Source organism: Streptomyces sp. NPDC046859 (assembly GCF_040645135.1).
GTDB lineage: Bacteria > Actinomycetota > Actinomycetes > Streptomycetales > Streptomycetaceae > Streptomyces.
Genome location: NZ_JBEYXR010000020.1, coordinates 85995 through 100498 on the forward strand (window position 1 = coordinate 85995; position 14504 = coordinate 100498).

Genomic DNA, 14504 nt, shown 5'->3' on the forward strand with positions numbered 1-14504 from the left:
CCCGCGGCAGCAAACATGTTCCGTCACAGGCATCCGCGCCGAGGGCCGGAGGCTCCCCGTGTCGTGGGTCCGCGACGGCTCTGTCACGGTCGGGGCACGCCTCGGCGTCCGCTCTGGCCACGCAACCGCAACGGCCGAAAATGTGTATCTGAGCCCAGGACACGGCCGCCGCCGGACGGCCGGGGCTCCGGTGCGGCGGCGACACGGCCCGCCGGTGCCGACGGGCGGTCTGGGGGGACGCGCATGAGTACGTGGGAAGTGCCCGGATACACCGGGTCGCTGGAGCTCGGGTCGGGGGCGAGCGGTCGGGTCGTGCTGGCCGTCCACGAGGAGACCGGTGTCCCGGTCGCTGTGAAGTACCTGAGCGAGTCCCTGCGCACCCGGCCGGGTTTCGTGCGCGACTTCCGCGCCGAGGCACGGCTGCTGGGCGGGCTGGAGAGCCCGTACGTGACCGGGCTGTACGAGTACGTGGAGAGCCCGCGGGGCGCCGCCATCGTCATGGAACTGGTGGACGGCGTCTCGCTGCGGACCCTCCTGACGCGTGAGAGCCCCCTGACGCCCGAGGCCGCGCTGGTCGTCCTCAAGGGCTCGCTGCTCGGGCTGGCCGACGCGCACGGGGTCGGCGTCGTCCACCGCGACTACAAGCCCGAGAACGTACTGGTGCTGCCGGATGGGACGTCCAAGCTGGTCGACTTCGGCATCGCCGTGGACGCGGGCACCGACGCCGGGGTGGCGGGCACGCCCTCCTACATGGCGCCGGAGCAGTGGACGGGTGCGCCCGCCTCCCCCGCCGCCGACGTGTACGCCGCCACGGCCACCTTCTTCGAGTGCCTCACGGGCCGCAAGCCGTACGCGGGCGACAACATCGCCGAGCTGGCGCTGCGGCACGTCGAGGCACCCGTGCCCGCCGAGGAGGCGCCCGAGCCGGTACGTGAGCTGGTGCGCCGTGGACTGGCGAAGGACCCGGCGCAACGCCCCTCGCGGGCCGCGGAGTTCGTCCGGGAGCTCGAGGCGGTGGCCGGGGCGGCGTACGGGGCGGGCTGGGAGGACCGCGGACGGGACCGGCTCGCGGCGCTGGTGGCCCTGCTGCCCCTCCTGCTGCCCTCGGCCCGGGACGGCGCCCGCGGCACCACGGCCACCGCGCGCACGGTGCTCGGCCCCGCGCCGGGCCCGGGCCCCGTGCGGGCCTGGCTGCCGGGCCGGGCCGGGATGCTGGCGTCGGCCGCCGCCGTGCTCCTCGGGGTGCTCCTGACGTACGGGGTCCCGTTCGCCCCGGACGACGCGGCACGCGACACGGCTCAGGCCGCCGCCACGACCGGCGCCCGGCCCGGCACGCCGACGCCGGAGCCCGGCACGCCGAGCCCGTCGGCCTCCGCGTCCGGGTCCCCCTCGGTATCGTCCTCGCCGGACGAGGCGCCCACCCCGGCGGCGGCCACGGACGGCACGAGTGCCCCGGCCTCCGGCACTCCCTCCGGGACGGGGAGTACGGCACCCGGAGGCACGGGCGGCACCGCGTCGCCGTCGACCGGCGATCCGCCCGCGACGCCCACCGCGCCGGCCGTCAAGGACGTGGCGGTGTCCGGCTTCACCCAGACCGGCCCCACGACCGCCACCGCGACCGTCGTCGTCACCACGGACGGCACCGGCCCGGTCTCCGTCACGGTCTCCTGGTCCACCGGCGACCTCGCCGGGCTGCCCGGCTCCGCCGACGGGGCGGCCCAGACCTTCACCCGCAGCGGCGCCACCCAGTACACGATCCCCGTCGACCACACCTTCCGGAACCGGGGCTGCTACTGGTCCGTGCAGGCCACGACCGCTCCCGCCGCCACCGGCGGGGCGGCCTCCCAGCAGCTCCTGACCCGGCAGTGTGACCTCCGATGAGCGCGCCCGACGACCGGACGGCCGACCTCGGCCCGCGCCGGGCGGAGCCCGCGGAGGACACCGGCTACAGCGCCACCGTGCTCGGCAGCCACTGGATCCAGCGGCCCGCGCCGGACGCCGACGGCACCCTCGCCGCACCGGCGCCGCGGCCCGACCGCGTCGAGGACACGGTGCTGCGCTTCGGCCCCGGTGTCACCGCCGCCGTCGCCCAGCGCACCCACCGCACGCTGCCCGCTCTGCCGCCGCCCGCGGCACCGGCCCCCCGGCGGCTGCGCCGGCACGCCCTGCCCGCGCTGGTACTGCTGTGCGTCCTCGCGTTCCTGGCCTGGCAGCGGCTCGGGCCGTCCGTCGAGGTGCGCTCGGTGGCCGTCACCGTCCGGCCCGCGGTGCTGCCGTGCGACGGCACCGCGGACGTCGTCGCCGTGGTGGCGACGGACGGCCGTCCGGGCACGCTCACCTACCGGTGGACCCGCAGCGACGGGACGGCCTCGGGGGTGCTGCGTGAGGTGGTGGCCCGCGACCAGCGGCAGGCGCGCCTCACGTTGCGCTGGACCTTCGAGGGCCAGGGCCGCCGCCCGGCCGTGGCCGAGGTGGAGATCCTGTCGCCCGCCCGGCTGAAGGCAAACGCGCGGTTCACGTACGACTGCGGCTGAACTCCCCCCGCGCACCGGCGCAAAGCCGCAGATCGCGCGGCGGCGCGAGCGCTTCGGTGAGCCGCTCGTGCCCCATGTCGGCGCGCAGCGTGCCGTGGTGACTGAGCGACAGAGTGCTGCGCGAGGTCTGGACAGCCGTCCGAAGGGCGTGTTGTCATTCCGCTGTCGCAAGAATTTCCAACGTTGAAAGAGCCGCCCCGACCGCGTCCGTGCCGGTCTTGCGACCCACCCGTGTACCGGCGGGCCCACGGCCCGCCGGACGACCGGCACCGGTCCGCGGCCTCCGTGCGAGGAAAGGTTCGATGACAAGACAACACAACCGCCCACGAGCCGGAGTGTGGGCGCTGCTGGCCGCGGCCGCCCTCGTCGTCCCCCCGAGCGGCCTGGCCGCCACGGCGTCGGCGGCGGAGTCGGCCGGCAGCGCTCAGGCCCCCTCCGCCCAGGCGTCCGACGTCGTGGTGCACGGGCTGAAGGGCGAGTACTTCGCCATGTCGGCGCCGGGCGCCCGGGACTTCGCGCAGCTCGGCGGCACGCTCCTCGAGCCGCAGATCAACTTCTCCGGTCTGACCAGCACGTTCCAGGAGCTGACCGGCCGGACGGAGCACACCACCGCCCGCTGGACCGGCCAGATCGAGGCTCCGGAGACCGGCGACTACACGTTCTACGCCATCGGCGACAACGGTTTCCGGCTCCTCATCGACGGCGAGCCGGTCATCGACCACTGGGAGCCCGACTGGGACAAGGAGCAGACCAGTGCCAAGATCCGGCTGAACGCCGGGGAGAAGCACGACTTCCGGCTGGAGATGTTCCAGGACTTCGGCGGCGCCAACATGTTCCTGCGCTGGTCCGGCCCCGGCCTGGCCAAGCAGCTCGTCCCCATGTCGGCGTTCACCCCGCCCGAGGGCTTCGAGGTCTACCCGGTGGAGCTGACCGTCGGGGCGGACGGCAGGAAGCTGCGCGCCCGTTTCGAGGGCAGGGTCGGTGACCTGAGCACGGTCAAGGACCATCTGAAGATCGAGGCCGACACCACGGCCATGCCCCTGAAGTCGGTGGCCGTGGCCCCCGACGACCGCAACTCCCTGATCGTGACGCTCGCCGAGCCCATCCAGAAGGCCCAGCAGGTGCGCGTCAGTTACGACGGCGTGGGCGGACTGACGTCCGGCGGCGAGACCGTCCCGAAGGTCATCCGGTACGCGGAGAACGCCTCCACGCACCGGCTCACCACCCGGTGGGGCGACAAGGTCGACAAGAAGAACCCGCTGCCGGAGTACCCGCGCCCGCAGCAGGTGCGCTCCAAGTGGAAGAACCTCAACGGCACCTGGCAGTTCAGCGGCGCCAAGGCCGGTGAGCAGCCCGCGTTCGGCAAGGACCTGCGCGAGAAGATCGTCGTGCCGTACCCGGTGGAGTCGCAGCTCTCCGGGCTGGAGCGGCACGAGGACCACATGTTCTACCGCCGCACGATCACCGTCCCGAAGGACTGGAAGGTCGGCAGGAGCGGCAAGGACAACCGGCTGAAGCTGAACTTCGGCGCGGTCGACTACCAGGCGCGGGTCTACGTCAACGGCACGAAGGTCGCCGAGCACACCGGTGGATACGACGCGTTCGGCGCCGACATCACCGACGCGCTGAAGGGCTCCGGTCCCCAGGAGATCGTCGTCGCGGTCACCGACACCGGGGGCGCCGACCAGCCGATGGGCAAGCAGTCCACGAACCCGGGCGGCATCTTCTACACCCAGTCGTCGGGCATCTGGCAGACGGTGTGGATGGAACCGGTCGCGAAGGCGTCGATCGATAACGTTGTCTCCACCCCCGACATCGACTCCGGCACGCTCGCGGTGACGGTGGAGTCGGCCAAGGCGTCCGCGGGCGCCCGGGTCGAGGCCGTGGCGCGGGACAAGCGCGGCAGGGTCGTCGGCAGGGTCAGCGGACCGGCCGGCAGGCAGCTGCGGCTGCCGGTGGCGAACCAGCACCTGTGGAGCCCGGACGACCCGTACCTCTACGACCTCGACGTCACGCTCACCGACGGCAGGTCGACGGACAAGGTGCGCAGCTACTTCGGTATGCGCGAGATCGGTGTGGCGAAGGTCGGCGGCTTCCAGAAGCTGGTGCTGAACGGCAAGCCGATCTTCTCCCTCGCCACCCTCGACCAGGGCTTCTGGCCCGACGGCCTGTACACGGCCCCCAGCGACGAGGCGCTCGCGTTCGACCTGAAGGCGCACAAGGAGCTCGGCTTCAACGCGGTGCGCAAGCACATCAAGGTGGAGCCGGCGCGCTGGTTCTACCACGCGGACCGGCTCGGCCTGCTGGTCTGGCAGGACTTCGTCTCCGGCAACCTGACCGACGAGACGGGGCGGACCGCCTTCGTCGACCAGGGCCGCGAGATCATGCGCGAGCACCACAACGCGCCCTCCGTCATCGGCTGGATCGTCTTCAACGAGGGCTGGGGCGAGTGGGACCGCACCGAGACCGGCAAGATCACCGAGGCGGTCAAGGAGGCCGACCCGTCCCGTGTCGTCAACGCCCACAGCGGTGTGAACTGCTGCAACTCCAAGGGTGACTCGGGCAAGGGCGACATCATCGACCACCACGACTACAACAACGAGGACCCGCCGTTCCCCGACGCCCAGCGCGCCGCGATGGACGGCGAGCACGGCGGCTTCACACTGCGCTCCCCCGGGCACATGTGGCCGGGCGCCCCGACCGTGATCTACAGCGGCGTGGACACCAAGGAGGCGCTGACCCGCAAGTACGTGGACAACACGGAGAAGTTCTACCTGGACCAGGCCGCGGCCGAGCTGTCCGGCTCGGTGTACACGCAGATCACGGACCTGGAGAACGAGCTCAACGGCCTCTACACGTACGACCGCCGGGAGATCAAGGTCGACCCGGCGCGGGTCCGCGACATCAACCGGAAGGTCATCGCCGCCGGCGCCTCGGCGGGCGACCGGCTCCCGCTGAAGGGCGGTGGGCACTGGTCCCTCGACGAGGGCACCGGGACCACGGCGAAGGACGACGGCCCGAACGAGAAGCCCCTCACGCTCAGCGAGGGCACGAGCTGGACGCCGGGTGTCAGCGGCAGCGCGCTGAAGTTCGACGGCAAGGGGCAGTACGCCGAGACCGCCGGTCCGGTGCTCGACACGACGGGCAGCTACACCGTGTCCGCGTGGGTGCGACTGGACGAACTGCCGGGCAACTACGCCACCGCGGTCAGCCAGGACACCCGGCGCCAGGCCAGCCCGTTCTACCTCCAGTACGGGCAGGGGGCGTTCGCCTTCAGCACCCCGGGTGAGCACCGTGCCCGGCTCGTGACGACCCCGGAGAAGGGGCGCTGGTACCACCTGGTCGGCGTCCGCGACGGCGGCGACAACACGATCACGCTGTACGTCGACGGGAAACGGGCGGCGACCGCCACCGGCGGTGCGGCCTACCCCAGCACCGGTTCCCTCGCGGTCGGCCGGGCCCAGTGGGGCGGCGACGACACCGACTTCTGGAACGGTGCCGTCGACGAGGTCCACGCGTTCGACGAGGCGCTCACCGCCGAGGAGGTGAGCGCGCTCTACACGGACGGGAAGCCGTAGCGGCTCGGCGCACGGACGGCCCCGGCGGGAGCGTTTCCCGCCGGGGCCGTCCGCCGTCTCAGGGCAGCGGGGTGCGGTGCAGGGCGATCAGCAGGCGCCAGACGCGGTGGGCGACCTCGTCCGGGCCGCCGGAGACGAGGCCGTGCAGCCAGTCGGCGAGGACCCCGGTGAAGGCCGAGGCGACCGCGGAGGCGACGAGGTCCGGCTCCGGCGCTCCGACGAGAGCGCGTTCGCCGCGGCTGCGGGCGCGCAGGTCCTGGTGGAGCTGCCGGCCCAGGGGCCCTGTGCCACCGGGGCTGAGCAGCGCGCGGTAGAGCCCGGCGTGCGCGGTGAGTCCGGCGAAGAAGCCGAGGAGTGCGGGCGGCGGGGACGCGGGGTCGGGGGTGCCACGCCAGGCGTGCAGGGCGTCCACCGCGTCGCGTACGACGTCCGCGCAGGCGTCGACCGCGAGCGCTTCGAGGTCGGCGTAGTGGACGTAGAAGGTGGCCCGGCCGACGCCGGCCCGCCGCACGAGGGCGGCCACGCTGACCTCCGCCAGCGGCTGTTCGGCGCAGGCGTCCAGCAGCGCGCGGCGCAGCCTGGCGCGGGTGCGGACGGCGCGGGCGTCGCCCTCGGGGCCGGTCACCGGGCGAGGAGGACCGCGGCGAGCGCGAGGGCGCCGGGCAGTGCCTGGGCGACGAGGATGCGGCGGTTGGCGGTGACGCCTCCGTACAGGCCGGCGACGAGGACGCACACGAGGAAGAAGACCCGTGCCTGGAACCCGGTCGGGTCGTCGGCGATCAGGCCCCAGACCAGGCCGGCGGCCAGGAACCCGTTGTAGAGGCCCTGGTTCGCGGCCAACGGCGCGCTGGCGCGGGCGAGTTCGGCGTCGAAGCCGGAGAGCGCGCGGCCGGGCCGCTGCTGCCAGAGGAACATCTCCAGCACCAGAATGTAGGCGTGCAGCGCCGCCACCAGACCGACCAGGACGCTCGCCGTCGTCTCCATCGCTGACCCCCACCCCTCGGACATTTTCCTGGACAGGTGTCCAGCATACATGGACACCTGTCCAGGACGGGGGGAGCGGCCGGCTACCGCGTCGTCACGGCGCCCAGGGCGCCTCCACGGTCCAGGTCGTGTCCTGGGTGAAGAGGGCCGGGTTGTCCCAGGTGTGGGTGCCGCCCGGGGTGGCGAGCCACAGCTCGGCGTTGTAGTGGCGCAGGTACTGCTCCGGGAAGTTGTAGGCCGACAGCCGCACGCCGCCGTCGGCGCCCCGGACGGGACAGAAGGTGGCGTCGGCCCGGTACAGGTCGCCGCTGCCGGCCTCCTTGTAGACGCGGTACTCCCGGTGCCGCAGGTACTGACCGGGGTAGTTGCGCGACTCGAAGCTGTAGCAGGTGTTGTCCGCCAGTCCGGGGACGATCCGCCAGGTGGCGTCGTTCTTCAGGAGGCTGTCGCTGCCGGCGTTCACCACCTCGGTGAAGACCGCCCCGTCCTTGTGGCGCATGTACCGGTCGGTGTGGCCGGGTGTGGTGACCCGCAGGGACCGGTACTGGTCCACGGGAAGGGTGAGCGGGGCCGTCGTCCCGCGGGAGGCGTCGATCAGGGCGCGGTTGGCGGCGCGCACCCGGGCCTCGTCGACCTTGACCACCTGGCGGTCGTAGGTGAGCAGGCCGTTGACCTCGTTCTCGACGTCAGTGATCTCGGTGTAGACCGAGGCGGACAGGCCGCGGGGCATGCGCACCTCGCGGATCGCGTCGATCAGCCCCACGAACCGGTTGTTCAGATGGGCGAGGTCGGGCTGGTCCTCGTAGCTGAAGCCGCCGCCCGGGTACCACTCGTGCCCGGCGACCTTGAAGCCCAGGCCGCCGAACTCGCCGAGGACGGCGGCGCGGGTGGCGCTGGGCACGGTGGTGCCGGGGCCGACGTAGACGTGGTGGTCGACGACGTCTCCGTTGCCGCCGTCGACGGCGCCGCAGCAGTTGACGCCGCTCATGTTGTCGACGAGGCGGGAGGGGTCGTACGCCTTGACCTTGTCGGCGAGACGGGCCTGGTCGTACTGGCCCCAGCCCTCGTTCTGGTTGACCCACAGGACGAGCGACGGGGAACTGCGGTGCTGGTCGACGATCCGGTCGTACTCGGCCTCCCACTGGGTGCGGGCGGCGGCGTCGGGGGTGCGTTCCATGGACGGCATGTCCTGCCAGACCAGCAGTCCCAGGCGGTCGGCCCAGTAGAACCAGCGCTGCGGTTCGACCTTGATGTGCTTGCGGACCATGTTGAAGCCGAGGTCCTTGTGCTTCTGCAGGTCGTGGCGCAGGGCCGCGTCGGTGGGCGCGGTGTAGATGCCGTCCGGCCAGTAACCCTGGTCGAGCGTGCCGGTCTGGAACACGAAGGTGCCGTTGAGCACCGGGCGTTGACGGCCGCCGACGCTCGCGAGGGAGATGGTGCGCATGCCGGTGTAGCTGCCGACGGAGTCGACGGTGGTCCCGCCGGACAGCAGGTCCGCCTTCACGTCGTAGAGGAAGGGGTCCTCCGGGGTCCACAGGTGCGGGTTCGGGACCGGCACGGTGAACTCGGTGCCGACCGGGCCGGTGGCGGTGCCGACCGTGGTGCCGCCGGTGGAGACGGTGACGCGGGCCTGGTGGCCGTTGGTCCCGGTGCCTCGGGCCGTCACCTTGAGGCGCTTGTTCGCCAGGTCCGGCACCATGTCGAGACGGCTGACGTACGCGGAGGCCGTGGGTTCCAGCCACACGGTCTGCCAGATGCCGGACGCCGCGGTATAGAGGATGCCGCCGCCGGGGTGCGGGGCGACGTCACGGATGCGCTGCTTGCCGATGGCCTGGGTGCCGGTCTCGGTGGGGTCCCATACGGAGACGACGAGGGTGTTGGTGCCGGTGGTGAGCAGGTCGGTGACGTCGTAGGAGAAGGCGTCGTAGCCGCCGCTGTGCGTGGCCCCGGCCTGCCGGCCGTTGACCCAGACGGTCGTCCGCCAGTCGCTGGCGCCGAAGTTGAGCTGGACGCGGCGGCCGTTCCACCCGGCGGGCACGGTGAAGCCGCGCTTGTACCAGAGCTTGTCGTTCTGGGTGATCTTGCGCTGGATGCCGGAGAGCGCGGACTCGGCGACGAACGGGACCCGGATCTGCTCGGGGAACGTGGCGGGCTGTCCGGCGTCCGCCGAGGTGACGGCGAAGTCCCAGATGCCGTTGAGGTTGGCCCAGTCGGGGCGGGTGAGCTGCGGCCGGGGATACTCCGGCAGCGGGGTGTCGGTGGGGACCTGGTTCGTCCACGGGGTGGTCATGGGGGACGGTTTGGGGGTCCACGCCCGGGGTGCGGCGGCCGCGGATCCGGTGGCCGTCAGTGCCGTGCCGGCGGCCAGGGCGAACACGGCGAGTGCGGTGATCGCCCACCGCGCTCGACGTCTCAGCCAGGCGAACCTCTGCCGGCCTGCGGGTACTCGACGCATCGTGCCTCCTTGCTTCGTGGGGTGGGGAGACGTGCGCGTGCCAGGGGGTGTCCGACCTTTCCCGCCGTCCGCCCGCGGGGCGGGCCGGGAAGGGTCGGACACCCCCTCAGGACGGCCGGAGGGGAGTCCGGTCGCCCGGAACCGGGTCCGGCGGCGGGCCGTGGGGGCGCGGCCGCCCGGACCCCGGACCCGTCACATGAGTTGCCTTCTGCGGCCCAGCCAGGTCTGGGCGACGACGACGAGGGCCAGGAAGGCGCCGCTGACCACCTGCTGGTAGGAGGAGTCGAGGGAGCCGATCTGGTTGATGACGTTCTGGATGACCTTCAGCAGCAGCACGCCGACCAGGGACCCGCTGACGTAGCCGAGGCCGCCGGTCAGGAGCGTGCCGCCGATGACCACGGCGGAGATGGCCTCCAGTTCCATGCCGCTGCCCAGGATGGTGACGCCGGAGGCGAGCCAGGCCGCGTTGAGCGCGCCCGCCAGACCGGCGAGGAGCCCGGACAGCGTGTAGACGAGGATCTTCGTCCGGGCCACCGGGGCGCCCATCAGGGCCGCCGCGTCCTCGTTGCCGCCGACCGCGTACACGTGCTGTCCGAACCGGGTGCGGCGCAGCACGACGGCACCGGCGACGAACAGGGCGAGCATGATCCAGACCGGGTTGCCGAGGCCGAGGGTCGTGCCCTGGCCGAGTTCGGCGAGGACGGAGCCCTTGCCGATGAGGAAGGTGTCCGCGCCCTCGTCGGTGATGGCCAGCAGCAGGCCGCGCGCACCGAGCATGGCGGCGAGGGTGACGATGAACGGGGCGAGCCGGGACTTCGCGACCAGGAGCCCGTTGACGACACCGATCAGCCCGCACACCAGCAGCGGCAGCAGCAGCGCCACCAGGGTGCCGTGCCGTGATCCCCAGGCGGCGAGGACGCCGCCGAGGGCGAACAGCGAGCCCACGGACAGGTCGATGCCGCCGGTGATGATGACGAAGGTCATGCCGAGCGCGACGATCGCCAGGAAGGCCGAACTGGTCGCCATGTTGCCGACGTTGTCGCCGGTGGCGAAGGAGTCGAAGGAGAACGACGCCACCAGGGAGACGATCACCAGCACGGCGAGCGCGCCGTGCTGCTGGATCAGGGCGCTCAGCCGTTCGGAGCGGGCGGAGCCGACCGGCTCGCTCTCCCCCGCCGGTTCGTTGCTCGCGGTGGTCACGGGTACGTCCGCTTTCGTGACGGTCATCGCTTCCCCCGTCCCCGTGCCGCGTACACCGCGGCGACGATCACTATGGCCTGGGCGATCTGGGTCCAGGAGGGCGGCAGATCGTGCTTGATGAGGGTGGCGGTGAGCAGCTGGATGAGGACGGCTCCCGCCACGGTGCCGGCGATGTTGACCCGGCCGCCGGTCAGCGGGGTGCCGCCGACGACGACGGCCGTGATCGCCGACAGTTCCATGAGGTTGCCGAGCGACGTCGGGTCGCTGGCCTGGAGGCGGGCGGTGGCCAGCACACCGGCCACGGCGGCCAGCAGCGCCGACGCGATGTACACGAGGATCAGCACGCGGCGCACCGGCAGACCGGCGAGCTGCGCGGCGGGCCGGCTGTCGCCGATGGCGAGGAGCTGACGGCCGAAGGTGGTGCGGCGCACCACGAAGGCGACCAGGAGGGCCAGGACGGCGGCGATCAGGATGAGGTAGGGGATGCCGGCGACGTCGCCCGAACCGAGCGAGGCCAGCGACGGGTTGCGCAGGTCCTTCAGCTGGGGCAGCAGCACCTGGGCGATGCCGCGGCCGCCGACCATGAGCGCCAGGGTGGCGACGATCGGCTGGACGCCGACGAGGGCGACGAGGGCCCCGTTGGCCAGGCCGACCGCGGCGGCGAACAGCGCGACCACGAGCAGCGCGGGCAGCAGCCCGTAGCCGAGGTAGAGCGCGGTGACGGACGCGGCGAGCGCCATCACCGCGCCGACGGACAGGTCGACGCCCTCCGTGCCGATGACCAGGGCCATGCCGAGGGCGACGACGATGACGGGGGCGACCTGGACGGCCTGGGTGCGGAAGTTCTCCGCGGAGAGGAAGTGCGGGGTGATGACGATGTTCACCACGAGCAGGGCGGCGACGCCGGCGTAGACGCCGTAGGTCTGCAGCCACTGGAGCACCCGGGTGCGGTCCAGCGGGGCGGTGCGCAGGGTGGCCTCAGCCATCGCTCGCCACCCCCTCGGCCACCGGCTCCGGGCGGCTGTCCCCGGCTATGGTGCGCATGAGCTTGTCCTCGGTGACGTCGTCGCCGGTGAGTTCACCGACGACGGCGCCGTCCTTCAGCACGACCACGCGGTCGGACCCTTCGATCAGTTCCTCCAGGTCGGAGGAGATGAGCAGGACGCCCAGGCCGTCGGCGGCCAGTTCGTCCACGAGCTTCTGCACCTCGGCCTTGGCGCCGACGTCGATGCCGCGGGTGGGCTCGTCGAGCAGCAGCACCTTGGGGTTCATGGCGAGCCAGCGGGCGAGCAGCACCTTCTGCTGGTTGCCACCGGACAGTTCGCCGACCTTCTGGTGCGGGGAGGACGCCTTGATCCGCAGCCGCTTCATGAAGGTGTCGACGACGCTGTCGACCTTGGCCTCGGAGACGAGGCCGAAGCGGGACAGGCGGGGCAGGGCGGCGAGCGCGATGTTCTCCCGGACCGACAGGCCGGGGACGATGCCCTCGCTCTTGCGGTCCTCGGGCAGCAGGCTGATGCCCGCGCGGATCGCGGCCGGCGCCGAACCGCCGCGCAGCGACGTCCCGGCGACCGTGACCCGGCCCGAACGGACCGGCAGGGCACCGGAGATGGCCTTGGCGGTCTCGGTGCGGCCGGAGCCGAGCAGTCCGCCGAGTCCGACGACCTCGCCGGGCCGGATGCTCAGGGACACCTGGTGCAGCTTGTGCGGCACCGTCAGTTCGGCGGCGTCCAGCACCGGTTCGCTGTCGGCGGCGTGGTGGTCGCCGGTGAACTTGGTGAGGCCCTCCTCGCGGACCTCGCCCAGGTCGCGGCCCAGCATGGTGGAGACCAGGGAGAGCCGGTCGAGGTCGGCCAGGTTCCCGTGGTGGACGCGCCGGCCGTCGCGGAGCACGGTGACCGTGCTGCACACGGCGTACAGCTCGTCGAGGCGGTGGCTGACGTAGACGACGGCGATGCCCGCGTCGCGCAGGCGCCGGATCACCGTGAACAGCGTCTCCACCTCGCGGGGTTCGAGCGAGGAGGTCGGCTCGTCCATGATGACGACGCGGGCGTCGGCGGCCACGGCCCGGGCCAGGGCCACCATCTGCTGGGCGCCGACGCCGAGGGTGCGCAGCGGCCGGCGGACGTCGACGTGGACGCCGTGGCCGAGGAGGATCTCCTCGGCCTCCCGGTTCATCCGGGCGACGTCCAGGACGCCGAAGCGGTTGCGGGGTTCGCGGCCCAGGAAGAGGTTGCGGGCGACGCTGAGCAGCGGGATGAGGTTGACCTCTTGGTAGATGGTCGAGATGCCCGCCTTCTGTGCGTCCAGGGGGGTCGCGAAGGAGACCTTCGCGCCCTGGAAGGTGATCTCGCCGGCGTCCGGGCGGTACACGCCGGTGAGGAGCTTGATCAGGGTCGACTTGCCGGCGCCGTTCTCGCCGATCAGGGCGTGGACCTCGCCTGCGTGCAGGGTGAGGTCCACGTCGTCCAGGGCCCGGACGCCGGGGAAGGTCTTGCTCAGTCCGCGGACGGCGAGGACTTCGGCGGGGGGTGCCACCTGTGCCTCCAGGTAGTGAAGGGTGCGGAACGTGGTGAGGGGGAGGCGAGGGGGCACGGTCGCCCGTGCCCCCGGGTGGATCAGTACGCCTTGGCGATGTCCGTCTTGGCGTTGTCCGCGGTGTACGCGCCGTCCTGGATGATGATGTCCTGCGGGACGTCCTTGCCCTGGGTGAAGGTGTCCAGGGTCTGGAACGCCAGCGGGCCGAAGCGCGGGTTGGACTCGATGACGCCGCTGATCCAGCCGTCCACGATGCCCTGGACGGCGTTGCGGGTGCCGTCGACGGTCACGATCTTGACGTCGCCGGCCTTCTTGCCGGCGCCCTTGAGCGCGGCGACCGCGCCGAGGCCCATCTCGTCGTTCTCGGCGTAGATGCCCTTGATGCCGGGCTTGGACTGGATGAGCTGCTCGGTGACCTGCTGGCCCTTCTCGCGGACGAAGTCACCGGTCTGCTCGAACACCACCTTCAGATCCGGGGCCTTCTCGGCGATCCGGTCCTTGAAGCCCTTGGTGCGCTCGGTGGTGACGTTGTTGCCGGCGGAGCCGAGCAGGATGGCGACCTCGCCCTTGCCGCCGGTCGCCTCGATCATCTGGTCGGCGGCGCGCTTGCCCTGCTCGACGAAGTCGGAGGCGATGAAGGAGACGTAGTCCTTGCAGGCGGTGGCGTTGATCTTGCGGTCGATCGTGACGATCGGGACCTTCTTGGCGGCGGCGGCCTGGAACACCGGATCCCAGCCGTCGGAGTTGAGCGGGGCGATGACGAGGAGGTCGGCGCCCTTGGCGAGCAGGTCCTGGACATCGCTGATCTGCTTGGAGAACTGCGACTGGGCGTTGGCCGTCAGCAGCTTGACGCCCCGCTTCTTCGCCTCGTCCCTGATGGACTGGGTCTCGGCGATGCGGAACTGGTTGGTCTCCTTCTCCGACTGGGAGAAGCCGACGGTGGCGTTCTTCAGGTCGATCTTCTTGGCGCCGTAGGCGTCGATGGTGCAGGACTTGCTGCCCGGCTTCGGTGTGACGACCTTCTGTTCGGCGCCCGCGGCGGCCGGGGACTTCGTGTCCTTCGACGCGTCGTCCTCCGACTTCGCGCAGGCGCCGGCGGTCAAGACCACCGCGGCGGCCAGGGCCACGACCCCGGGGCGGGCGAAGAGGCGAGGACGGTGAGTGGTGCGCTGCATGGTGACCCCGATCCGGGCGACGCTGAAAGGGAACTGGGGA

At 72.0% G+C, this 14504-nt stretch carries 10 protein-coding genes; 3 read left to right on the top strand and 7 right to left on the bottom strand.

Features of this window, described 5'->3' with window-relative positions; translation table 11 throughout:
* Positions 1-243 precede the first annotated feature (243 nt).
* The 3 genes from ABZ899_RS26570 to ABZ899_RS26580 all read left to right on the top strand — a co-directional run bounded on the left by ABZ899_RS26570 (position 244) and on the right by ABZ899_RS26580 (position 6112).
* Complete coding sequence (locus ABZ899_RS26570) at positions 244-1881, top strand: serine/threonine-protein kinase (protein WP_361350642.1); 1638 nt, start codon at positions 244-246, stop codon at positions 1879-1881.
* On the top strand, positions 1878-2534 hold the full coding sequence (locus ABZ899_RS26575) for a hypothetical protein (protein WP_361350644.1): 657 nt from the start codon (positions 1878-1880) through the stop codon (positions 2532-2534). Before ABZ899_RS26570 ends, ABZ899_RS26575 begins: the two co-directional genes overlap by 4 nt.
* Positions 2535-2836: 302 nt before the next feature.
* Positions 2837-6112 (top strand): LamG-like jellyroll fold domain-containing protein, encoded by a 3276-nt coding sequence (locus tag ABZ899_RS26580; RefSeq protein WP_361350646.1) that lies wholly within the window; start codon positions 2837-2839, stop codon positions 6110-6112.
* Positions 6113-6170: 58 nt separating this feature from the next.
* Here the strand turns inward: ABZ899_RS26580 and ABZ899_RS26585 are convergent, their stop codons facing one another.
* From ABZ899_RS26585 to ABZ899_RS26615, 7 genes are all read right to left on the bottom strand, one after another.
* Positions 6171-6737, bottom strand: coding sequence for a TetR/AcrR family transcriptional regulator (locus ABZ899_RS26585; protein ID WP_361350648.1), 567 nt, complete (start codon positions 6735-6737; stop codon positions 6171-6173).
* Positions 6734-7096: a DUF1304 domain-containing protein gene (locus ABZ899_RS26590; RefSeq protein WP_361350649.1), complete on the bottom strand. Its 363-nt coding sequence runs from the start codon at positions 7094-7096 to the stop codon at positions 6734-6736. Before ABZ899_RS26590 ends, ABZ899_RS26585 begins: the two co-directional genes overlap by 4 nt.
* A gap of 94 nt (positions 7097-7190) precedes the next feature.
* Positions 7191-9551 (bottom strand): AbfB domain-containing protein, encoded by a 2361-nt coding sequence (locus ABZ899_RS26595; RefSeq protein WP_361350651.1) that lies wholly within the window; start codon positions 9549-9551, stop codon positions 7191-7193.
* A 192-nt stretch (positions 9552-9743) separates the two neighbouring features.
* The gene (locus ABZ899_RS26600) at positions 9744-10778 is read right to left on the bottom strand and encodes an ABC transporter permease (protein WP_361350653.1); all 1035 of its coding nucleotides are present in this window, start codon (positions 10776-10778) and stop codon (positions 9744-9746) included.
* The gene (locus tag ABZ899_RS26605; protein WP_361350654.1) at positions 10775-11737 is read right to left on the bottom strand and encodes an ABC transporter permease; all 963 of its coding nucleotides are present in this window, start codon (positions 11735-11737) and stop codon (positions 10775-10777) included. The genes ABZ899_RS26600 and ABZ899_RS26605 overlap by 4 nt, the downstream gene beginning before the upstream one ends.
* Complete coding sequence (locus tag ABZ899_RS26610) at positions 11730-13289, bottom strand: sugar ABC transporter ATP-binding protein (RefSeq protein WP_361350707.1); 1560 nt, start codon at positions 13287-13289, stop codon at positions 11730-11732. Before ABZ899_RS26610 ends, ABZ899_RS26605 begins: the two co-directional genes overlap by 8 nt.
* Before the next feature lie 80 nt (positions 13290-13369).
* Positions 13370-14464: an ABC transporter substrate-binding protein gene (locus ABZ899_RS26615; RefSeq protein WP_361350656.1), complete on the bottom strand. Its 1095-nt coding sequence runs from the start codon at positions 14462-14464 to the stop codon at positions 13370-13372.
* Positions 14465-14504: the final 40 nt, after the last annotated feature.

Coding starts and splice junctions, on each gene's coding strand:
- ABZ899_RS26600 (WP_361350653.1), bottom strand. CDS start 10,778: ATGACCGTCACGAAAGCGGACGTACCCGTGACCACCGCGAGCAACGAA.
- ABZ899_RS26580 (WP_361350646.1), top strand. CDS start 2,837: ATGACAAGACAACACAACCGCCCACGAGCCGGAGTGTGGGCGCTGCTG.
- ABZ899_RS26590 (WP_361350649.1), bottom strand. CDS start 7,096: ATGGAGACGACGGCGAGCGTCCTGGTCGGTCTGGTGGCGGCGCTGCAC.
- ABZ899_RS26570 (WP_361350642.1), top strand. CDS start 244: ATGAGTACGTGGGAAGTGCCCGGATACACCGGGTCGCTGGAGCTCGGG.
- ABZ899_RS26615 (WP_361350656.1), bottom strand. CDS start 14,464: ATGCAGCGCACCACTCACCGTCCTCGCCTCTTCGCCCGCCCCGGGGTC.
- ABZ899_RS26595 (WP_361350651.1), bottom strand. CDS start 9,551: ATGCGTCGAGTACCCGCAGGCCGGCAGAGGTTCGCCTGGCTGAGACGT.
- ABZ899_RS26605 (WP_361350654.1), bottom strand. CDS start 11,737: ATGGCTGAGGCCACCCTGCGCACCGCCCCGCTGGACCGCACCCGGGTG.
- ABZ899_RS26575 (WP_361350644.1), top strand. CDS start 1,878: ATGAGCGCGCCCGACGACCGGACGGCCGACCTCGGCCCGCGCCGGGCG.